This is a genomic window from Streptomyces sp. NPDC053079 (genome assembly GCF_044546695.1).
GTDB lineage: Bacteria > Actinomycetota > Actinomycetes > Streptomycetales > Streptomycetaceae > Streptomyces.
On sequence record NZ_JBITZJ010000006.1, the window covers coordinates 488546 to 511452 of the forward strand.

At 72.3% G+C, this 22907-nt stretch carries 11 protein-coding genes; 9 read left to right on the top strand and 2 right to left on the bottom strand.

Going from position 1 to position 22907, the window contains the following annotated elements; genetic code table 11:
• Positions 1 to 47 precede the first annotated feature (47 nt).
• Positions 48 to 1277, bottom strand: a complete 1230-nt coding sequence (locus ACIGXW_RS24470; RefSeq protein WP_399575008.1) for a cytochrome P450 — start codon at positions 1275 to 1277, stop codon at positions 48 to 50.
• Positions 1278 to 1812: 535 nt separating this feature from the next.
• Here ACIGXW_RS24470 and ACIGXW_RS24475 point away from each other — a divergent pair.
• The 5 genes from ACIGXW_RS24475 (at position 1813) to ACIGXW_RS24495 (ending at position 17567) form a co-directional block, all read left to right on the top strand.
• Positions 1813 to 12273: an amino acid adenylation domain-containing protein gene (locus ACIGXW_RS24475; RefSeq protein ID WP_399575009.1), complete on the top strand. Its 10461-nt coding sequence runs from the start codon at positions 1813 to 1815 to the stop codon at positions 12271 to 12273.
• Positions 12261 to 14015 carry a condensation domain-containing protein gene (locus tag ACIGXW_RS24480; protein ID WP_399575010.1) on the top strand — a complete coding sequence of 585 codons (1755 nt, stop codon included), beginning with the start codon at positions 12261 to 12263 and terminating at the stop codon, positions 14013 to 14015. The genes ACIGXW_RS24475 and ACIGXW_RS24480 overlap by 13 nt, the downstream gene beginning before the upstream one ends.
• A 45-nt stretch (positions 14016 to 14060) precedes the next feature.
• Positions 14061 to 14912, top strand: a complete 852-nt coding sequence (locus ACIGXW_RS24485; RefSeq protein WP_399575011.1) for a rhomboid-like protein — start codon at positions 14061 to 14063, stop codon at positions 14910 to 14912.
• An 88-nt stretch (positions 14913 to 15000) separates the two neighbouring features.
• Positions 15001 to 16869 carry a BTAD domain-containing putative transcriptional regulator gene (locus ACIGXW_RS24490; protein ID WP_399575012.1) on the top strand — a complete coding sequence of 623 codons (1869 nt, stop codon included), beginning with the start codon at positions 15001 to 15003 and terminating at the stop codon, positions 16867 to 16869.
• 38 nt (positions 16870 to 16907) lie between these two features.
• The gene (locus tag ACIGXW_RS24495) at positions 16908 to 17567 is read left to right on the top strand and encodes a hypothetical protein (protein WP_399575013.1); all 660 of its coding nucleotides are present in this window, start codon (positions 16908 to 16910) and stop codon (positions 17565 to 17567) included.
• A gap of 69 nt (positions 17568 to 17636) precedes the next feature.
• Here the strand turns inward: ACIGXW_RS24495 and sbnB are convergent, their stop codons facing one another.
• Positions 17637 to 18635, bottom strand: coding sequence for a 2,3-diaminopropionate biosynthesis protein SbnB (gene sbnB, locus ACIGXW_RS24500; RefSeq protein WP_399575014.1), 999 nt, complete (start codon positions 18633 to 18635; stop codon positions 17637 to 17639).
• 139 nt (positions 18636 to 18774) lie between these two features.
• On the opposite strand from sbnB, the gene sbnA reads away from it, so the two are divergent.
• Genes sbnA through ACIGXW_RS24520 form a run of 4 tightly spaced genes read left to right on the top strand, consistent with a single transcriptional unit; the run spans position 18775 to position 22869 of the window.
• Positions 18775 to 19797, top strand: coding sequence for a 2,3-diaminopropionate biosynthesis protein SbnA (sbnA, locus tag ACIGXW_RS24505; protein WP_399575015.1), 1023 nt, complete (start codon positions 18775 to 18777; stop codon positions 19795 to 19797).
• A gap of 35 nt (positions 19798 to 19832) precedes the next feature.
• Positions 19833 to 20681 (top strand): 4'-phosphopantetheinyl transferase family protein, encoded by an 849-nt coding sequence (locus ACIGXW_RS24510; RefSeq protein WP_399575016.1) that lies wholly within the window; start codon positions 19833 to 19835, stop codon positions 20679 to 20681.
• A complete protein-coding gene (locus tag ACIGXW_RS24515; protein WP_399575124.1) occupies positions 20651 to 21601 on the top strand; it encodes an ornithine carbamoyltransferase in 951 nt (316 codons plus the stop codon). The genes ACIGXW_RS24510 and ACIGXW_RS24515 overlap by 31 nt, the downstream gene beginning before the upstream one ends.
• Positions 21598 to 22869 (top strand): MFS transporter, encoded by a 1272-nt coding sequence (locus ACIGXW_RS24520; RefSeq protein WP_399575017.1) that lies wholly within the window; start codon positions 21598 to 21600, stop codon positions 22867 to 22869. The genes ACIGXW_RS24515 and ACIGXW_RS24520 overlap by 4 nt, the downstream gene beginning before the upstream one ends.
• Positions 22870 to 22907: the final 38 nt, after the last annotated feature.

A 22907-nucleotide genomic window follows, 5' to 3' on the forward strand; every position in this document is an offset into this window, starting at 1 on the left:
CGCGATGCGTGCGATGCGCTGCTTGCTCAGCCGGGCGGTTCGCTGGTTCAGCGGCGGGTGAAAAGGGTGGCGGGCAGCCGCACGGGGCCCAGCACGCCAATCGACTCATGGAACTCCACGGAACTGTCCCGGGCGATTTCCACGCGCGCGGAGCGGCGCAGCAGCGTTTCCATGGCGATACGGGTTTCCAGCCTGGCCAGTGGTGCGCCCAGGCAGTAGTGGATTCCCTTTCCGAACGCAAGGTGACGTCCGGAATTACGGCGGATGTCGAATGTGTCGGGATTTTCGAAACGCAGGGGGTCGCGATGCGCCGAGGCCAGCCACACGCAGACCATGGAACCGGCGGGGATGGTGCGTCCGCCCAGTTCCGCATCGCATGTGGTGAGGCGCTGGTCGCGGACCAGCGGCGGCCGCCAGCGCAGTACTTCCTCAATCGCCCCGGGCAGGAGTTCCGGATCCCGGCGTACTTCGGCCAGCGCGGCGGGGTGCTCGTCGAGCGCCATCACGGTATTCGCGGTCAATACGGATGCGGGCAGATATCCGGCGATCAGGAACATGCCGATGACGCCGACGATCTCCTCGTCGTCCAGGGTCTGGCCGTCGACCTCGGCCGTCGCGAGCCTGCTGGTGAGGTCGTCCTGGGGCCGGGCGCGCCGCTCGCGGATGTGGTGCACCAGGTACTCGCTCGCCCGCCGCACGAGGTCGGCCACGTTCCGCATGGCGGCCTCGTCGGCGACGCTCAGCTCTCCCGCGGGGCGCGAACCCAGCAGGGCCCTGGCCCACTCCGAGATCATCGGGTGGTCGTCCTCGGGGATGCCGAACAGCTCCGCGATGACGATCGCGCTCAGCGGTCCGGCGAACTCGCCGACCAGGTCGAGGGGGGCCGCGGGGCCGCGCTCCTCGACGACGGCGTCCAGGAGCCGCTCGGCGATCAGCGCGATACGGGGCTCCAGCGCCGCGGTGACCCGCGGCGAGAAGGCCTGGCTGACGATGGCGCGCAGCTGGGTGTGGTCCGGCGGGTCGATCCCGACGAAGTTGCCCCGGGCCGCGCGCGCCAGCTGGCGCTGCTCCTCGGGGATGAAGTGGTTCATGTCGCTGGAGAAGGTCCGGAAGTCGCCCAGGACCTGCACCGCCTCGTCGTGGCGGAAGACCTCCCAGACGCCCGGCTCCCGGCTCTCGCCGACCGCCTCGACCTCGCGCCGGCCGCCCAGATACGCGAAGAATTCTTCGATGCGCCTGTCGAACGGCAGGCGGGTCAGTGCCGCGAAATCGGTCAACGGAATCCCCCAGAATGCGCGCGCAAAACCGGCGCCATTAATGGCGGCGCGAAAAGGGATATCCCAAGCTGAAGCACCCCCCGGTACGCCCCGCCCGAACTTGTAGCCTTCAGCAATGACGGAACGTCCGGGACGCTACCTTGATCATTTTGTGGCTGTCAAGGAGGTGATCGACTGCTTGTCGGCGGCCGCCGCGAGAGGGGGGCGGTGACCGGCGGGTGCGCCGCGGTCCGGGGCGCGGGTGATCGTCGTCACAGGTAAAGGGGGCGGCAAAATTCCTTCTGGCGCGCGCAGTTGGTTCGTGTATTGTCGCCCAGACGCTCGACCATGCTTGGGCGTCCAACGGGGGGAACCGGGGGGTTGTAATCGTTTTGCAGTATTCGGGGGGAATCTGCCTGCGGGCTTCCTCCTGCCCTTCCGCGGCCACTGATGTGGGCGCCGCATCCCTTACGTATTCATTCTGAATGGTCGGCGCCGATTCGGCTCCGCTACGTGACGGAACCGGCGCGCCGGCAGCGACCGCGAAGGAACGATCATGTCCGCTTCTCCGGACCGGCAGCTCGCCCTGACCTCGGCTCAGAGCGGGATGTGGCTCGCGCAGCGCTTTGCCGCCGGCCGCCTCGACTACAGCATCGCCCAGTACGTCGAGATCCGGGGCGCGCTGGACACCGGCCTGTTCCTGCAGGCGGCACGGCGCGCCTTCGACGAGGCCGACGCCTCCCACGTGCGATTCGCCGAGACCAGCGGCGACCCCGTGCAGATCCTCGGCGCCGACCGGGCGTGCGCGGTGCCGTACCTGGACCTCACCGACCGGCCCCGGCCGGAGCAGGCGGCACGGCAGTGGATGGACGAGGAGCTCGACCGGCCGCTCTCGCTGGAGGACGGCCGCATCCTCTCCCTCGCCCTGCTCAAGGTCTCCGACGAGATCCACTACTGGTACCTGCGCGCCCACCACGCGGTGTACGACGGCTTCAGCGGCTCGGTCGTCGTGCGACGGGCCGCCGACATCTACACCGCCCTCGTCGAGGGCCGCCCCGTCGGGGAATCCCCCTACGGAAGCCTCGAGGACCTGCTGGAGTACGACCGCGACTACCGCGACTCCGCCGCCTTCGCCGCCGACCGCGCCCACTGGGCCACCACGCTGACGGACCGTCCGGCCCCCGTCTCCTTCGGGCAGGCCGGCTCCGGCCGGACCCCCGGCCGCATCCGGGTGTCGGCCCACCTGGAACCGGAGCGGATCGACGCCCTGCGGCGCGTGGCCCAGAGCTGCGGCGTGCCCCTGCCGGCCCTGTTCGTCGTCGTCGAGCTGCTCCACGTCGCCCGCCTGACCGGGGAACGGGACATCATCCTGGGCCTGCCCGTCACGGCCCGCTCCAAGGCCGTGCGCCGCACCCCCGGCATGGTCTCCAACGTCGTGCCGCTGCGTCTGACGGTCGACCCGGACGAGAGCCTGTCCGGCCTTCTGGCCCGGACCTCCGCCGCGATGCAGCACGCCCTCGGCCACCAGCGCTACCGCTACGAGGACATACGCCGCGACCTGAAGCTGAGCGAGGCCGGCGAGCCGCTGGTGGGACCGCACGTGAACCTGCAGATCTTCGACTACGCACTGGACTTCGCCGGCTCCCGGGCGAGCGTCCACAACCTCACCAACGGCCCCGTCGAGGACCTGGCGTTCATCGTCTACAGCGGAACCGAGGACACGCCCTGGCGCGTGGACCTCGACGCCAACGCGGAGCTGTACACCACGGCGGACCTGGCCGTTCACCAGGAGGCCGTGCTGCGGATCATCGACGGCCTCGCCGGCGCGGACGCCGGCCGGGCCGTCGGAGCCTTCGACGTCCTCGCCCCCGAGGAGGGGCGACGCCTGCTCACGGAGTGGAACGACACCGCACGCCCGTACCCCGGGGCGACCCTGCCCGAGCTCTTCGAGGCCCAGGCGGCGCGCACACCCGCCGGCCCCGCCGTCGTCCACCAGGGCGAAGCGCTCTCGTACGGCGAACTCGACGCCCGCGCCGACGCCCTGGCGCACGTGCTGCGCGGGCTGGGCGCCGGACCCGAGCGCCTGGTGGCCCTCGCCGTCCCCCGCTCCGCCGAGTTGATCGTCTCGCTGCTCGCGGTGCTCAAGACCGGCGCGGCCTATCTGCCGATCGACCCCGACTACCCAGCCGACCGCATCGCCGCCATGCTCGCCGACGCCCGGCCGGCGGCGCTGATCAGCACCGCCGACACCGTCGGCCACCTGCCGGGCACCGACGGCATGCCGCTGCTGCTGCTCGACGACCCCACGACGGCGGCCGCCCTGCGCGAGGCGCCCGGCCCCCGCCCGTACGCCGACGGCGCCCGGCCCGTTCTGCCCCGCAACCCCGCCAACGTCATCTACACCTCGGGTTCGACGGGCACCCCCAAGGGCGTCGTCAACACGCACGAGGGCCTGGTCAACCGCCTGCTGTGGATGCAGGACCAGTACGGGCTCGACGCCACCGACCGCGTCCTGCAGAAGACCTCGTGCGGCTTCGACGTCTCCGGCTGGGAGTTCTTCTGGCCGCTCATCACCGGGGCCACCCTGGTGGTCGCCGAGCCGGAGCGCCACAAGGACCCCGCCTACATCGCCGAGCTCATCGCCGAGCAGGACGTCACCACCGTGCACTTCGTGCCGTCCATGCTCAAGGGCTTCCTCGCGGAACCCTCCGCCGGCCGGTGCCGCTCCCTGCGCCGGGTGATCTGCAGCGGCGAGGCGCTCCCGGCCGAGCTGGCGGCCCGCTTCCACACCGTCCTGACCTGCGAACTGCACAACCTCTACGGGCCGACCGAAGCGGCCATCGACGTCACCGCGTTCGCCTGCCCGCCCGACGCCCCGGCGGACTTTGCCCCGCCGATCGGCGCCCCCATCGCCAACACCCGGGTCTACGTCCTCAACCGCGCCCTGCAGCCGGTGCCCGTGGGCGTGATGGGCGAGCTCTACCTCGCCGGCACCGGCCTGGCGCGCGGCTACCTCGACCGCGCCCCGCTCACCGCCGAGCGCTTCGTGGCCTGCCCCTACGGCCCGGCCGGCTCCCGCATGTACCGCACCGGCGACCTCGCCCGCTGGAACGCCGACGGCCGGCTGGTCTACATGGGCCGCGGCGACGACCAGGTGAAGATCCGCGGCGTGCGCATCGAGCCCGCCGAGGTCGCCTCCGCACTCGGCCGGCACCCGGACGTGGGCGAAGCGGAAGTGATCACACGCGACGACGGCCCGGGCGGAAAACACCTGGTGGGCTATGTGGTGCCGGACTGGCGGTCGCTCTCCGACCGCCTCGAACGGGGCCGGCGCGAACAGGTCGAGCAGTGGGAACAGCTCTACCAGACCATGTACGACTCCACGCCGGTGACCGAATTCGGCGAGGACTTCACCGGCTGGGACAGCAGCTACGACGGCGAGCCGATCCCCCTGGACGCCATGCGCCACTGGCGCGCGGACGCCGTGGAGCGCATCCAGGCCCTGGAGCCCCGCCGGATCCTGGAGATCGGCGTCGGCAGCGGCCTGCTGCTGTCCCGGCTCGCCGGCACCACCGAGGCCTACTGGGCGACCGACTTCTCCGCCGCGGTCATCGACAGGCTCCGCCGGCAGACGGCGGCCCGGCCGGAGCTCGCGGACCGGGTCGAGCTGCGCGCCCGGCCCGCCCACGACTTCGACGACCTGCCCACGGGATTCTTCGACACCGTCGTCATCAACTCCGTGGTGCAGTACTTCCCCAACGCCGACTACCTCACCTCCGTGCTCCGGGGCGCCCTCGACCTGCTGGCGCCGGGCGGCGCCCTGTTCGTCGGCGACGTACGGAACCTGCGGCTGAAGCGGGCGCTGGACACCGCCGTGCAGCTGGCCCGCAGCGGCACGGAAGCCGACTCCGCGGCCGTCCGCCGTGCGGTGGACCAGCGGGCGACCCAGGAGAACGAACTGCTGGTCGACCCCGCGTTCTTCCACGCCCTCGCCGAGGCGGACGACGCCGTCGACATCCGGGTCAAGTCCGGCCCGTACGACAACGAGTTGAGCCGCTACCGCTACGACGTGGTCATCCGCAAGCAGCCCGCGCGGACACCCGTCTCCGCGGCCGGGACGCCGCACTGGCAGTGGGGCGAGGACGTCACCACCGCCCGCGACCTCGCCGACCGGCTCGCCGCCGAGCGCCCGGCCCGGCTGCGCGTGACGGGCGTGCCCAACGCCCGTATGGCACACGAGGCCGCGGCCGCGCGCGCCCTGTTCGCCGGCGGCTCCCTCGCCGAGGTCCGGGCCGAACTGCGCCGCACCGCCGGCCCGGCCCCGACCCCCGACGCGCTCCACGACCTGGGCGAAGCGCTCGGCTACCGGGTGGCCGTCACCTGGTCGTCCGAAGGGGCGGACGGAGAGCTGGACGCCCTCTTCCTCCCGGGCGGCACCGGCGCCCTGACCGACGTGTTCCTGCCCCGGGACGCACAGTCCGCCGACCGGCCGCTCACCAACAACCCCGCCCTCGGCCGCATGGCCGGCGAGCTCGGCGCCGCTCTGCGCGGCCACCTGCGCGACGTCCTGCCGGACTACATGGTGCCGTCGGCGGTCGTGGTGCTGGACTCCCTGCCGGTGAACGCGAACGGCAAGCTGGACAGGAAGGCCCTGCCCGCACCCGACTTCCAGGCCGAGGTGACGGGCCGCGCCCCGCGCACCGCCCCCGAAGAAGTGCTGTGCGGCCTGTTCGCCGAGGTGCTGGGCCTGCCGGCGGTCGGCATCGACGACAGCTTCTTCGACCTCGGCGGCGACAGCATCAGCTCCATCCAGCTCGTCAGCCGCGCCCGCAAGGCGGGCCTGGCCATCTCGCCCCGCGACGTCTTCCGCCACAAGACCGTCACCGCGCTGGCCGAGGTCGCCCAGCCCGTCACCACGGCCGCGGCCGAGCACCACGCGGCCGGCGTCGGCGAGGTGCAGCCGACACCGATCGTGCACCACCTGCACGGGCTGAACGGCCCGGTGCGGCGCTTCCACCAGTCCATGGCCCTCCGCGCACCGGCCGGCCTGCGCGAAACCCTGCTCGTCGACGCGCTGCAGTCGGTCGTCGATCACCATGGCGCGCTGCGGATGCGGCTGCGGCTGCGGGACGGTGGGGACTGGACGTTCGAGGTCACCGCGCCGGGAACGGTCGTCGCCCGGGACCTCGTGCGCCGCGTCGACGTGTCCGCACTGAGCGGCGACGAACGCAAGGCTGTGATCGACGAGGAGACCGCACGGGCGGTGGACGGGCTCGATCCCGAAGCGGGGGTCGTGCTGCAGGCCGTGTGGTGCGACGCCGGGCCGAAGGAGTCCGGCCATCTGCTGCTGGTGATCCACCACTTCGCCGTCGACGGCGTCTCCTGGCGCCTGATCGTCCCCGACCTCGCCCAGGCGTACGAGGCCCACGCCGCCGGACAGCGCCCCGCACTCCAGCCCGTGGGCACCTCGGTGCTCCAGTGGGCCGAGTCACTGCACGAGCTGGCCCACGCCCCGGAGCGCGTAGCCGAACTGCCACTGTGGTCACGCCCGTTCGTGGGGCCTGATCCGCTGCTGGGACGGCGGGCGCTCGACCCGGAGCGGGATCTCGTATCCGGTCGCCGCACGCTGTCGTCGGCGTTGTCGGGTGCGCGGACGACTGAGGTGCTGACGGGGGTGACCAAGGCCTTCCACGCCGAGGTCAACGACGTGTTGCTGACCGCGATGGGGCTGGCCGTGGAGGACTGGCGGCGCCGCCGTGGTCTGCGGGGCGGTTCGGTCGTCCTCGACGTGGAGGGCCACGGCCGCGAGGACGTGGTGGAAGGGGCCGACCTGTCCCGTACCGTCGGCTGGTTCACCAGCCTGTTCCCGGTGCGCGTCGAGCCGGGCGTGAGCGACTGGGACGAGGTCTGGGCCGCCGGACCGGCCGCCGGGTCGGCGCTGAAGCGGGTGAAGGAACAGATACGGGCCATCCCCGATCACGGCATCGGCTACGGCCTGCTGCGCTACCTCAACCAGGCCACGGCGGCGGAGCTCGCCACGCACCCCACGCCGCAGATCGGGTTCAACTACCTGGGCCGGTTCGCGGCGTCGGGTGGTGCGGCGGACTGGGAGCCGGACCACGAGTTCGGCGACTTCGGTGGTTTCTCGGGCGGGGCCGATCCCGGTCTGCCGTTGGCTCATGCGTTGGAGCTCAACGCGTTGACGGAGGACGGTCCGCAGGGTCCGCGGCTGGTCGCGCACTGGTCGTGGGCGGACGGGATCTTCACCGAGGAGGAGGTCCAGGACCTGGCCGATACGTGGTTCAGGGCCCTGGAGGCGCTGGCCACCCATGCGCAGAACCCCGGCACCGGCGGCCGTACCCCCTCCGACCTGCCCTTCGTGACCCTGACCCAGGAAGAGGTCGACCAGCTGGAGGGCGCCACCCCCGGCCTCGTCGACGTGCTGCCGCTGACGGCGTTGCAGCAGGGGCTGGTGTTCCACGCGGCCTACGACGAGCAGTCGCCGGACGTGTACAACGTGCAGCTGGGCATCGACCTCGACGGCGCGCTGGACGCCGAGGCGCTGCGGCTGGCCGCCGAAACGCTCCTGCAGCGCCACGGCAACCTGCGGACCGGCGTCCGGCAGGCCGACCGGGCGGGCGCGGTCCAGGTCGTCCAGTCCCACGTCCCGCTGCCCTGGACCGTGATCGACGTCGCCGACGAGGCGGAGGCCGACCGGATCGCCGACGAAGACCGCTCCCGCCGCTTCGACCTGGCGGCGGCACCGCTCCTGCGCTTCACTCTCCTGCGGCTCGGTGCCGAGCGGCACCGTTTCCTGTTCACCACCCACCACCTGCTGCTGGACGGCTGGTCCATGCCGCTCGTGATGCAGGAGCTCTTCACGCTCTACGGCAGCCGCGGCGACACCCGGGCCCTGCCGCCGGCGGTGCCGTACGAGGACTACTTCCGGTGGCTCACCGCGCAGGACGACGACGCGGCGAAGGAGGCGTGGCGGGCCGCCCTGTCGGGACTGGAGGAACCCACCCGGCTGGCCCCCCAGGCCGACGGCCACGCGTCGGTGACCCCCCACCACCGCGTCGAGCGCGTGCCGCGCGAGCTGACCGATGCCGTCACGCGTCAGGCACGCCGTCACGGCCTCACCCTGAACACCGTCGTGCAGGCGACGTGGGGCCTGCTGCTGGCACGGCTCACGGGCCGGGAGGACGTGGTCTTCGGCACCACGGTGGCGGGCCGCTCCCCGGAGGTCCCGGGCGTCGAGACGATGGTCGGTCTGTTCATCAACACCCTGCCGGTACGGGTGCGGCTGGAGCCCTCCGAGCCCCTGCTGGGCCTTGCGGCCCGGCTGCAGCAGGAGCAGGCGGAACTCTCCGCCCACCAGCACCTGGGCATCGCCGACATCCAGCGGCTGACGGACGTCGACGGCGAACTCTTCGACACCCTCACCGTCTTCGAGAACTACCCCCTCGACCCCGGTGCCCTCTCCGGGGCGCACGGACTGCGCGTCGCCGGTCTGCGAACCCACAACGACGTCCACTACCCGCTGGCCCTGATCGCCCTGCCCGGCGACGAGCTGACCCTGGACTTCGGCTACCGCCCGGACCTGTTCTCCCCGGACGACGTCGAGCGCCTCACCGAGCGCTTCCTCCACCTCCTGCGGACCTTCGCCGGGGCGAGCCCGCACCTCCTCGCCCACGAGGTCGACGTCCTGTCGGACGGTGAGCGGGAGCACGTGCTCGAGGGGTGGAACGCGTCCGCGCGGGCGGTGCCCGTGACGGGTGTCGTCGAGGGCTTCGAGGACGTGGTGGCCGCTTCGCCGGACGCCACCGCCGTGGTGTGCGGCGATACGGAGCTCTCGTTCGCGGAGCTGAACGCCCGGGCCAACCGCCTGGCGAGGGTCCTGCGTTCGCGGGGCGTCGGACGTGGCGATCTGGTGGCCGTGGCGGTGCCGCGGTCGGCGGACATGGTCGTGGCCGTATGGGCGGTGCTGAAGGCCGGCGCGGGCTACGTGCCGGTCGACCCGGGGTACCCGGCGGACCGGATCACGTTCATGCTGGCCGACGCCTCACCGCGCCTGGTGGTGACCACGGAGGCGGTGGCCGGCGCCCTGCCCGGCACCGGCGTCGCGGTCCTCGTCCTGGACGACCCGCGGTGCGCGGACGAGCTGGTGCGTGCGGGCGATGCCTCGTTGACGGCCGGCGAGCCGGTGCCCGACAGCGCGCCGGCGTATGTGATCTACACGTCGGGGTCGACGGGGAAGCCGAAGGGTGTGGTGGTCTCCCGCCGGTCCATGTCGGTGTTCCTGTCCTGGGCGGTGGAACGTTTCGGTTCCGGGGGCGGCCTGTCGAAGGTGCTGGCGTCGACGTCGTTGTCCTTCGACGTGTCGGTGTTCGAGATCTTCGCGCCCCTGCTGGCCGGTGGCCGCATCGAGGTGGTGCCCGACCTGCTGGCACTGGCCGAACGGCCGTGGTCCGGGTCGTTGATCAGCGGCGTGCCCTCGGTCTTCTCGGCCCTGCTGGAGGCCGGCGCACCGCTGGACTGCGAGCGGATCGTGCTCGCGGGCGAGGCACTGCCCGAGCAGCTGGTGCGCCGGCTGCGGGCGGACGCGCCGGGTGTGCGCGTGGCGAACCTGTACGGGCCGACCGAGTCCACTGTCTACGCCACCGGCTGGTACGAGAGCGATCCGGGCGAGGTGCTGGCTCCGCCGATCGGGCAGCCCCTGCCCGGTACGCGGGCGTACGTGCTCGACGGGCGGCTGCGGCCGGTGCCGGCCGGGGTGACGGGCGAGCTGTACCTGGCCGGTCCCAAGGTCGCCGACGGCTACCTGCGCCGACCCGGCCTGACCGCCCGTCACTTCGTGGCCGATCCTTATGGGCCGGCGGGCTCGCGGATGTACCGCACGGGTGACCTGGCCCGCTGGGACGAGAACGGCGTGCTGCACTACCTGGGCCGCGCCGACCACCAGGTCAAGGTCCGTGGGTTCCGTATCGAGCTCGGGGAGATCGAGAGCGTTCTCTCCCGGCACCCCGCCATCACCCACGCCACCGTCACCACCCACACCACCCCTGCCGGCGACCACAAACTCGTCGCCTACGTCACCACGACAGCGGACCCCCACCCCTCCCACGAAGAGCTGACCCGCCACGTCACCGCCACGCTGCCCGACTACATGGCACCGGCCGCGACCGTGGTCCTGGACACCCTCCCCGTCAACGCCAACGGCAAGCTCGACAGGAAGGCCCTGCCCGCACCCGACTTCCAGGCCGGAACGTCCGGGCGGGCGGCCCGCACCGTTCGCGAAGAGGTGCTGTGCGGCCTGTTCGCCGAGGTGCTGGGCCTGAGCGCGGTCGGCGTCGACGACAGCTTCTTCGACCTCGGCGGCGACAGCATCAGCTCGATCCAGCTCGTCAGCCGGGCCCGCAAGGCGGGACTGGTCATCACTCCGAAGGACGTCTTCCACCGCAGGACCGTGGCAGGGCTGGCCGAGGTCGCCGACGCCACCGCCCTCGCGACCGCCGAGCGCCCCGAGGACGGGGTGGGCGACGTGGAGCCGACGCCGATCGTGCACCACCTGAGGGACCTGGGCGGGCCGGTGCGCGGGTTCCACCAGTCGATGGTGGCCCGGGTCCCGGCCGGCCTGCGCGAACCCCTGCTCGCCGACGCGCTGCAGTCGGTCGTCGATCACCACGGCGCGCTGCGGATGCGACTGCGCGAGGACGGAGAGTGGACGCTCGAGGTCACCGCGCCGGGAACGGTGCCGGCCGGGCACCTGCTGGGCCGGGTGGACGTGGCGGGGCTGGGCCCCGCCGCGCGCAAGGCCGTGCTGGAGGAGGAGACCGCCCGTGCGGTGGACCGGCTCGATCCCGGGGCGGGGGTCGTGCTGCAGGCCGTGTGGTGCGACGCCGGTCCGCTGGAGTCCGGTCATCTGCTGCTGGTGATCCACCACCTGGCCGTCGACGGCGTCTCCTGGCGCGTCCTGCTGCCGGACCTCGCCCAGGCGTACGCGGCCCACGCCGCGGACCGGCAGCCGGACCTGGAACCGGTCGGCACCTCACTGCGCCAGTGGGCCCTGCGGCTCGGGGAACTCGCCCGGAGCCCCCAGCGGACGGGCGAGCTGAGCCTGTGGTCCTCGATGCTCGAGGGCCCGGATCCGCTGCTGGGACGACGGGCGCTCGACCCGGAGCGGGACGTGTTCGCGCGGCGCCGCACGTTGTCGTCGGCGTTGTCGGGTGCGTGGACGACTGAGGTGCTGACGGGGGTGACCAAGGTCTTCCACGCCGAGGTCAACGACGTGTTGCTGACCGCGATGGGGCTGGCCGTGGAGGACTGGCGGCGGCGCCGTGGTCTGCAGGGTGGTGCGGTCGTCCTCGACGTGGAGGGCCACGGCCGCGAGGAGATCGTGCCGGGCACGGACCTGTCCCGCACCGTCGGCTGGTTCACCAGCCTCTTCCCCGTCCGGATCGAGCCCGGGGTCTGGGACTGGGACGAGGTCTGGGCCGCGGGCCCCGTCGTCGGGGCGGCGCTGAAGCGGGTGAAGGAGCAGGTGCGGGCCATTCCCGATCACGGCATCGGCTACGGCCTGCTGCGCTACCTCAACCCGGCCACGGCCCCGGCACTCGCCCGGGCCGACCGCCCGCAGATCGGGTTCAACTACCTGGGCCGGTTCACGGCGTCGGGTGGTGCGGGGGACTGGGAGCCGGACCATGAGTTCGGTGGTTTCTCGGGCGGTGCGGATCCGGGTCTGCCGTTGGCTCATGCGCTGGAGCTCAACGCGTTGACGGAGGACGGCCCGCAGGGGCCGCGGCTGGTCGCGCACTGGTCCTGGGCGGACGGGATCTTCACCGAGGAGGAGGTCCAGGACCTGGCCGATACGTGGTTCAGGGCCCTGGAGGCGCTGGCCACCCACGCGCAGAACCCCGACACCGGCGGCCACACCCCCTCCGACCTGCCCTTCGTGGCCCTCACCCAAGACGACATAGACCAGTTCCAAGAGGAGCTCGACGAAGAGTGGGAGATCTGACGGTGCGGAAGACGGTACGGAACAAGCCCAGGATCGAGAACGTCCTGCCGTTGACGGCGCTGCAGGAAGGGCTGGTGTTCCACGCGGCCTACGACGAGCAGTCGCCGGACGTGTACAACGTGCAGCTGGGCATCGACCTCGACGGCGCGCTGGACGCCGAGGCGCTGCGGCTGGCCGCCGAAACGCTCCTGCAGCGCCACGGCAACCTGCGCATCAGCGTGCGCCGCCGCGCCCAGGGCGACAGCGTCCAGGTCGTCCAGTCCCACGTCCCCCTGCCCTGGACCTTCGCCGAGGTCGCCGGCGAGGCGGAAGCGGACGAGATCGCTCTCCAGGACCGCTCCCGCCGCTTCGACCTGGCGGCGGCGCCGCTCCTGCGCTTCACCCTGCTGCGGCTGGGTGCGGAGCGGCACCGTTTCCTGTTCACCACCCACCATCTGCTGCTGGACGGCTGGTCCATGCCGCTGGTGATGCAGGAGCTGTTCACGCTCTACGGCAGCCGAGGCGACGCGCGCGTCCTGCCACCGCCCGTTCCCTACGAGAACTACTTCCGCTGGCTCGCCGCGCAGGACGACGACGCGGCGAAGGAGGCGTGGCGGGCGGCCCTGTCGGGTCTGGAGGAACCGACGCGCATGGCCCCCCAGGCCGACAGCCACCGGTCGGTCACCCCCCGGCACCGCGTCGTACGCCTGTCGCGGGAACTGACCGAGGCCCTCACCCGCCAGGCGCGCGGCCATGGGCTGACGCTGAGCACCGCGGTGCAGACGACGTGGGGCCTGCTGCTGGCACGGCTCACGGGCCGGGAGGACGTGGTCTTCGGCACCACGGTGGCGGGCCGGCCTCCGGAGGTCCCCGGCATCGAGTCCATGGTGGGCCTCTTCATCAACACCGTGCCCGTACGGGTGCGGCTGGAGCCCTCCGAGCCCCTGCTGGGCCTTGCGGCCCGGCTGCAGCGGGAGCAGGCCGAACTCGCCCCGCACCAGCACCTGGGCATGGCCGACATCCAGCGGCTGACCGATGTCGGCGGCGAACTCTTCGACACCCTCACCGTCTTCGAGAACTACCCCCTGGACGCGGACGGCCTCTCGGAGGCGCACGGACTGCGCGTCGCCGGTCTGCACTCCCACAACGACGTCCACTACCCGCTCGCCCTGATGATCCTCCCCGGCGACGAGCTGACGCTGGACTTCGGCTACCGCCCCGACCTCTTCACCGAGCCCGACGTCGACCTCCTCGTCCAGCGCTGCGTCCGGCTCTTCACCGCCTTCGCCGAGGCCACTCCGCAGCTGCTCACCCACGACGTCGCCGTCCTCACCCCCGAGGAGCGGCACCGGGCGCTGGAGGGATGGAACGACACCGCCCGCCCGGTGCCCGCCGCCGGAGTCGCCGAGCTGTTCGAGGCACAGGTGAAACGTTCGCCCGGGTCCACCGCGGTGGTCTTCGAGGACGAGGAGATCTCGTACGCCGAACTGAACGAGAAGGCGGACACGCTGGCCCACACGCTGCGCACCCGGGGCATCGGCCCCGAAGGGATCGTGGCGCTGGCCGTCCCCCGCTCCGTGGAGATGGTGACGTCCATGCTCGCGGTACTCAAGACCGGCGCGGCCTACCTGCCGATCGACCCCGACTACCCCTCCGACCGCGTCGCCTACATGCTCGCCGACGCCCGCCCGCAGCTACTGATCGCCACCGAAGCCACCCGGCACCTGACGGAGGCGAAGGACACGGAGTGCCTGGTGTTGTGATCGACCCGGCCGCATTGCGGCGACCCCGGGCGATGCGGAGTGTGCATGACGGATGATCGATGGGTGATGCACCAATCAAGGCCCGGGTGGGCCGTTCAAGAAGCCGCGGCGTCCGCGGCGCCGCAGGCGGCCGTCTTATGGCCCTTCGCCGAGATCGCGCTCGTGCTGTCCTTGTTCTTCGCCGTGCTGGCCGTCAAACGCGGCTGGCGCGGTGAGGACCGCATCCGGCGCGCCGGGTCATGGATCAAGGCGTGGGCCCTGGCGGCCCCGGCCACCGCGGCGCTCTGGGTCTTCCTCACCCTCCACTCGCTCACCCTGGGCGAGTTGACGTCGGACGTGCGCACCGAGGTCCTGCGCACGCACAGCACCAACCTCACCCAGCTCGCCGAGCACCCCGTCTCGGCGCTGGTCGGCTCCGCGCTGTGGATCGAGATACCGGACCTGCCGATGGTCGCCCTGCTGGCCGTCGCCGTCCTCGCACCCGCCGAGCGCTGGCTGGGCACCTTCCGTGCCGTCGTGGCGTTCTTCCTCGGCCATGTGCTGGCGACGCTGATCACCGCGGGAGTGCTGACCACCCTGCTCAGGGTGGAGACAGAGCGCTACGTGGACCGTGGCTTCGGCAGCGTGATCGACGTCGGCGTCAGCTACGGCAGCCTCTGCGTGGCCGGGCTGCTCACCTACCGCGTACGCAACCTCCCGCTGCGCCTCCTCGTCATGGCCGCCCTGATGGCCGGGGTGATCGCGTCGGGCACCTTCTTCGAGGACTACACCGCGTTCGGCCACAACACCGCCGTCGCCCTCGGCTTCCTCCTCCGCCCACTCGCCACGCGCAGTCCCTCGCGGAAACCCCCGAACCCGCACAGCCACTGGCAGCCTCCTGCAGAGGCAACTTCCTGACCCCGTCGGCCGCCGGGTCAGGGGCTTCGCCGTGCTGACAATGACTGGGCCGGGGGTGATTCCGGCAATTCGATGTCCTGGGGGAGTCATGGAATTCCAGCTGCTCGGAAATGTGGTCGCCAGTAACAGAAGAGGCCAAGTAGCGCTCGCCGGAGCGAAGATCCACACAGTCCTCGCTGCGTTGGTCCTGGCACATGGCCGAATGGTCTCGGACAGCCGGCTGAGCAGATCGTTGTGGGGGGCGAATCCGCCGGTGACGATGAATGCCCAGATCTATACGTACATCTCCCGGCTGCGAGGCGTGCTCGGGGACGAGGCGGACCTGACGCGCGGGCAGGCGGGATACGCGCTGCAGACCGACAGCCCGGTGATCGACGTGCTGGACTTCGAGCGATTGGCGAAGACCGGGGGCGAGGCGCTGAGGAAACGCCGGTACGCCGACGCCGACCGCGATCTGCGGGCGGCACTGGCGCTGTGGCGGGGGCCCGCGCTGGGGAACGTCACCGAATTCCTGGCCGGCGAGCAGCGGCCCCGGCTGGAGGAGGCCAGGGCCGGGGCGCTGGAGGACCGGATCGAGACCGACCTGGCCCTCGGGCGCCACCGGCAGCTGGTTCCCGAGCTGACGGGGCTGGTCAACAACCATCCGGTGCGCGAGCGGCTGCGGGCGCAGCTGATGACCGCGCTCTACCGCTGCGACCGGCAGGGCGACGCGTTGGCCGTCTACCACTGCGGTCGCAAGGTCCTGTCGGACGAGCTGGGGGTGGACCCGGGGGCCATGCTGCACAAGACGTACCTCGCCGTCCTGAAGGGCGAGTTGGAGCTTGCCGCCGCCCCGGAGGCAGTGTCGGCCGGCTCGTCGTCCGCCCGGCCGCCGGTGCCCGGCATGCTGCCGCCCGACAGTCACGACTTCACCGGCCGGCAGCGGGAGCTGGGCGCCCTGCTCGACGCCCTCGCCCCGGGCGGGTCGGGTCGGCCCCGGCTGCTGCAGGTCACCGGGATGGCCGGGGCCGGGAAGTCCGCGCTGGCCGTGCGGGCCGCGCACTGCGCCCGGCCGCACTTTCCCGACGGGCAGCTCCACGTCGACCTCATGCGCCGGGACGGCTCACCGAAGAGCCCGGACGACGTCCTGTCACTGTTCCTGCGGGCCCTGGGCGACACGGAGTTGCGGGGTCAGGGGCCGGACGACCTCGTACAGCGCTACCGCACGCTCACCGCGGGCAAGCGGCTGCTGGTGGTGCTGGACAACGCGGGACCGGACCTCCAGATCGACAAGCTGCTGCCCACGGGGGAGGAGTCGGCCGTGATCATCACTGGCCGCGCCCACCTCGCCATCGCCTGCGGGGTTCGGACCGTCTTCCTGGGGCCGATGTCCGAGGACGAGTCGCTGGCGCTGCTCGCGGCGGTGGCCGGCCCCGAACGGATCGCGGCCGAACCGGAGGCGGCACGGGACGTCACAGCCCACTGCGCCGGGCTCCCGCTCGCCCTGCGGATCGCCGGGACGAAGCTGGCCGCACGGCCGCACTGGTCGGTGCGCCGGCTGGAGCGGAAGTTCGCCGAACCGGCGGCCCGGCTGCGGGAACTGGCCGTCGGCGAGCTCTCCGTGTCCGGCAGCCTGCGACCGTCGCTGGAGCGGCTCACGGCCGGCGGCCGGGCCGCCCTGGACGTGCTGCCGCTGCTCGGCGAGGGCCCCTTCCGGGCCGACGAGGCAGCGGCACTGCTCGGCTGGCACGAAGCGGATGCCGAGGAGGCGCTCGAAGAGCTGGCGGACGCCCGGCTGCTGGAGTTGCCGGGCGCGGACGGCCAGGGGTGCCCGCTCTACCGCTGCCACGCGCTGGTCCGGCTGTTCGCGGCCTCGCTGCGAGCCGTCGAGGACCGGCTGCCGACGACGGAGGTGCGGGCGGTCGCCCGGATCCCCGCCCGTTCCGCGCGGGTGCTGCGGCGCAGCATCCCCGCCTGAGCCCAAGAAATCCGAGTTCCGATGTACCAGGAGAAGAAATGACCACCAGCTTCCGCACCAGGGCCGCCCTCGGGCTCGTCACCGCCGCCGTCGGCGGGACGCTCCTCACCGGCTGCGGCAAGACCAGCGAGGACACCGCCTCCTACACCGTCGAGGGGCAGGTCGCCTCCCTCAGGGTCAAGAGCGCGGGCGGCTCCATAGAACTCGTCGGCGGCAGTGGCAACGAGGTCAAGGTGACCGAGAAGCTCCGTTACAGCGACGACAAGCCGAAGACCAAGCACCACGTGGACAACGGCGTGCTCACGCTGACCGCCCCTGACGACTGCGGCGGCGGGGGCGGCTTCGGGGGCAGTACGTGCGAGGTCAGCTACCGCGTGGAGATCCCGAAGGCTCTGGCGGCCAACCTCAGGAGCGACGGCGGTGGCATCACCGTGTCGGGCGGAGTGGCCGGGCGGCTCACCGCGCGCTCGGACGGCGGCAGCATCACCGTCGGCGGCTTCCCGGCCGCACCGGAGTCGGTGGACGTCAGCTCCTCGGGTGGTGACGTGACGCTGCGGATGCCCGCCGAGGCGTACGCGGTCGACGCGGCGACGGACGGCGGCAGCCAGAAGGTGGACGTCAAGACCGACCCCGCCTCCGGCCACAGGATCAAGGCGCGGTCCGACGGCGGCCGGGTGTCCGTGATCTCCGTGGGCTGACGGGTCCGGAACACGACGAAGGGCCGGCCACCGCAGCGTGCGGTGGCCGGCCCTTCGTCCATGCGGGGGTCAGGACTCCAGGAAGCCTTCCACGCGCACGCCCAGCCCGGCGCGCTCGGCCTGCTCCCGTACGTACTCCGCGAGCGCGATGTCGAGCACGCCCAGGCCGAACGGGGAGTAGATCACGTGCTGCCCCGGAGCGCGCTCGACGCGCTCGGTGCCGCGCAGCAGGGCGCCGATCGGGGCGGCGATGAAGTCCCGGCTTCCGGTGCGCTGTTCGGCCAGGTGCAAAGAGGTGCGCTCGCGGCATACGTGGTCGGCGTCGTCCACGACGTTGACCGCGCCCAGGATCGTCTCCACGGTCAGGTCCCGCAGCGAGACGTGCAGCACGGTCGTGCCCGGGGCGCAGGCCGACAGGTCCAGGTGGGGTTCGGCCGCCGTGGTGGCGAGCGCGAGGAGCGGGTGCGCGGCGAGGGCCTCGTCGAGACCGCCGGCCACGCTCACCCGCACCCCGGGGACGGCTTCGGCGCAGGTGCGGGCGAAGGCCTCGGCGCGCGCCGGGTCCATGTCGTGGAGCGTGGCCTCACGCAGGCCGGGCAGGGCCGCCTTCACGAAGCGCAGGACCTCGAGGTTGATCACGCCGCAGCCGACGAGCGTCATGCCGGTGGGCGGTGCCTGCTCGGTGAGGACGCGCGCGGCCAGGGCGGCGCTGGCCGCCGTGCGCTTGGCGGAGATGACCGAGCCCTCCAGGAAGGCCGTGGGGCGGCCGGTCTCCAGGGAGTTGAGGACCACGGTGGCGCTGGCGCGCTCCATGCCGGCCGCGACATTTCCGGGGAAGGAGGCGATCCATTTCATCCCGGCGACGGGTGACTCGCCACCCCGGTAGGCGGGCAGGCCGATAATGCGGTCGCGCCGGTGCTCCTCCTCCGGGAAGCGCAGGAAGATCGAGTGCGGCAGTGCCGTCCGGCCCTCGTCGTGCAGCCGGTACGCCTCGGCGACGAGGTCGATGATTTCCTGTTCCCGGCCCGCCAAGGTCTCCGCCACGTCCGGCCGCCGAAGGATGAGCATCCCGATTCGTTCCTTTCGATGGAAGCATTCCTGTGGTGAACCTGGGACCGCCGCCTATATCGGATCTCTAATAGAAGAACCGTAGAGGCGCCCCCGACGCTGAAGGCCGCAATGTCGATCTCCAGTGAAGGGCAACCGCATGAGCCGTCCTGTACTCAAGGGCATTCTGGACGCCATCGGGAACACCCCGCTGGTCGAACTGGGCAACATCGCGCCGGAGTTCGGTTTTCGGGTGTTCGCCAAGATGGAGAAGTTCAACCCGGGCGGCAGTATCAAGGACAGGTCGGCGCTCGGCATGCTGCTGGAGCGGATCCGTGACGGCCGGCTCGTCCCGGGCCGCTCGGTGGTCGTCGAGTCCAGCTCGGGCAACCTCGCCATCGGAACAGCCCAGATCTGCCGGTACTTCGGGATCGAGTTCATCTGCGTCGTCGACGCGAAGACCACCCGGCAGAACCTGGCCCTGCTCGGCGCGTACGGCGCCCGGGTCGAGGTCGTACGGACGCCTCACCCGGAGTCCGGCGAGTACCTCGACGCCCGGCTCGACCGGGTCCGTGAGCTGGTCGCGACGGTCCCCGGCGCGTACTGGCCCAACCAGTACGGCAATCCGCTCAACCCCCGCGCCCACCGGGAGACGATGCGCGAGATCGCCGAGGCCCTGGACGGCCGGGTCGACTATCTCTTCTCTCCGGTGAGCACCTTCGGCACCCTGCGCGGTTGCGCCGAATACATCGCGCAGCACTCCCTGGACACCACCGTCGTCGCGGTGGACGCCGTCGGCAGCGCCATCTTCGGCCAGCCGCCCGCCCGCCGTCTCATTCCCGGCCACGGCGCCTCGTTGGCACCGGCCCTGCTGGACCCCGCCTGTGCCGACGAGGTCGTCCACGTCGACGACCTGGAGTGCGTCGTCGCCTGCCGACAACTGGTGCGGACCGAGGGCATCCTTGCCGGCGGCTCCTCCGGCGCGGCCGCCGCGGCGCTGTGGAAGATCGCCGAACGGATCCCGGACGGCTCGAACTGCGTCCTCGTCTTTCCCGACGGAGGGGACCGGTACGTCGACACGATCTACTCCGACGACTGGGTCGGCGAGCACTTCGGGGAGGTCTCGCACCTCTGGAAGAGCACCCCGGCAGGTGTTCCGTCCGCTCTCGCCGCCGCGATCTGACCGCGCGGACCGGCAGCACAGGAGAGGCGGCACCCATGGACGCCGAGGACCTCGCGGATGTGTTCACCGACGGAGCGACGCATGTGTGGTGGGGCACCGTCAGCGGCCCGCTCGCCCTGAGCGAGACGGCCGTGCTGCCCCCGGCCGAACGGGAGCGGGCGCATGCCATGACCGCCGAGGCGGGACTGCACTACATGGGCGCGCGGGTGGCGGTGCGCCGCATCCTCGCCTGCTACCTGGGTGTGGACCCCGCGCTGATCCGGCTCGGCCGACTGCGCTGTCCGCGGTGCGCGGGCGACGACCACGGCGCGCCGAGCGTGGTGTGGCCGCCCACCGGCCTGAGCCACAGCCTGTCCCGGGCAGGGCCGCACTGGCTGCTCGGAGTCACGGGCGGCCGCCGCCGGATAGGGACCGGCCTCGAGGAGTCCTTGCCCCTGGACGTCGACGCGGTGGCGCCGGCGGTGCTGTCCGCGCGCGAGCTCGGCGGGCTGTGGGAGCAGCCGGCCCCCGAAGCACGGCTGGCGGGCTTCCTGCGCTACTGGGCCCGCAAGGAAGCGGTGCGCGAGGCCTGTGGTGCCGGTCCGACGGCCGATCCGCGCGCCGTCGACGTGTGCGACGCGCCGCCCGGCGAACGCCTCGTCGTACGGCGCCCCACGGGCGCTGTAGCGGGCTCGTGGGTCGTCGAGGACATCACCATCGGGCCCGGCCGGTACGCGGCCGTCGCCCGCGAGACGGCCGCCGCGGGTCCGCTGCGGCTGATCGGGAACACACATCCGGCGGTCGGTCTGCCGGCGCACGGGCGGAGGCCGACGGGACGGACGCAAACGCTGCAGACAAGGAGCACGCCGTGGCCATCCGCCACCTCATCTCTCTCGACGACCTGACCGACGCCGACCTGCGGTCCATCGTGGCCAGGGGCGCCGCATTCGCCTCGGGCGGACCGGGCGCCGCACGGCCGCTGGAGGGGACGGTCGCCGGGATCTACTTCCGCAAGACCTCCACCCGGACCCGTACCGCCTTCTCCTCCGGCGCCCTGCGGCTCGGCGCGCAGATCATCGCGTACAACGCCGGTGATCTGCAGATCAACACCGGGGAGAGCAGCCAGGACACGGGCCGGGTCTTCTCGCGGATGCTCGACACCCTGGTGGCCCGGACCGCCGGCGACCCGGCGGAGCTGCGGGCCTGGGCCGCCCAGGACCGCATGTCGGTGGTGAACGCGATGAGCGCGGACGAGCACCCCACCCAGGGACTCACCGATCTCACCACGCTGCTGCGGCACTTCGGCCGGATCGAGGGGCTGCGCGTCCTCTACGTCGGCGAGGGCAACAACACGGCGGCCGCGCTCGCCCTGGGGCTGACCCGGTTCCCGGGCACCGAACTGGAACTGCGGACCCCGCAGGGCTACGGGCTCGACGAGGACGTGCGCGTGCGGGCTGCGGCGCTGGCCGCCGCCCATGGATCGGTGATCAGCGAGCGGCACGACATGACGGACCTGCCGGCCGGCGTCGACGCCGTCTACACCTCGCGCTGGCAGACCACCGGCACCAGCAAGCCCGACCCCGGCTGGCGCCGGGCGTTCACGCCGTTCCAGGTCACCGAGGCGCTGTGGGAGACCAGTCCCGAGGCCGTCTTCCTGCACGACCTGCCCGCCCACCGCGGTGAGGAGGTCACGGCCCGGGTGCTGGACGGTCCCCGCAGCGTCGCCTTCGAGCAGGCCGGGAACAAGATGCACAGCGCCATGGCGGTGCTGGAGTGGTGCCGGGTCGGCATCGTCGCGGACGCCGCCGCCGGCGGCTGCTGGTGAGCGTGCTCGACGGGCGCGTCACGGACGCCGGGCAGGCGGACCCCGTCCCCCTGCGTCGCAACCGCGACTTCCTCCTGCTGTGGACCGGCGCCGGCGTCTCGCTCCTCGGCCTGCGCGCGAGCGTGGCCGCCTATCCCCTGCTCATGCTCTGGTACGGGGACAGCCCCGCCGGAGCCGGGATGGTCGGTTTCGCGGTCCTGCTGCCCCAGCTGGTGGTGCAGCTGCCCGCCGGTGCCCTGGTCGACCGGTGGGACCGGCGCCGGCTGCTGATCGGCTGCGACGCCGCCGGGCTGCTGGCGATGGGCGCTGTCGTGGCGATGCTGGTCATGGGGCGGCTGTGGCTGCCGGGGCTGATGGTGGCGGCGTTCGTCGACGGCACGGCGGGGCTGTGCTACCGGCTCGCCGAGCGGGCGGCCATCGGCCATGTCGTCCCCCGGCCTCAACTGTCCCAGGCCCTGGGGCAGAACGAGGCGCGCGGGCAGGCGGCCGGTCTGCTCGGTCAGCCCGCGGGCAGCGCTCTGTTCGCGCTGGGGCCCTGGCTGCCGTTCGGCTTCACGGCGCTGACCCACCTCGTCGCGCTCGGCACCCTGCTGTTCATCCGCAAGGACCTCCAGGGCCCTCGTACCGATGCCGCACGGAGCATCCGCACGGAAGTGGCCGAGGGGGTGCGGTGGGTGTGGCGGCAGCGGTTCATGCGGGCCGCGGCCGGGCTGCTCGCCGGGAGCAACCTGCTCTTCCAGGTCTTGATGCTGACCCTCGCCCTCATCGTCAAGGAGCACGGCGGATCGGTGCTGGCCGTCGGGCTCATCGGGCTGGTGGCCGGGCTGGGCGGGGTGGCGGGGGCGCTGGCGGGCTCGCGGGCGGCGGGGCGGCTGCGGCCGTTCACCGTGCTCACCGGGGCGCTGGCCGTGTGGACGGCACTGATGGTGCCGGTCGCCTTCACGAGCGATCCCTTCGCCCTCGGCGCCCTGCTGGCCGGGATGAGCTTCGCCGGCGCGCTGATGAACGTGGTGGCGGGCGTGCACCAGGTGCGCATCACCCCGGATGCCCTGCAGGGGCGGGTCACGAGCGTCTTCGCCCTGTTCGGTTCCGGGATGGGCTCGGCGGGAGCGCTCGCCGGCGGACTGCTGCTCGCCGCCTTCGGCTCCCGCACCACGGCGCTGGGCATCGCGGCGGGGATGGGGCTGCTGGCCCTGGCCGCCGTCACCGCCCCGGCCCTGCGCGACGACGCCGTCCCGCCCCCGTCGACCGTCGATAGCCCGATTTAGCGAAGAAATATAGGACCGCTGACCAGAGTGGCGACACA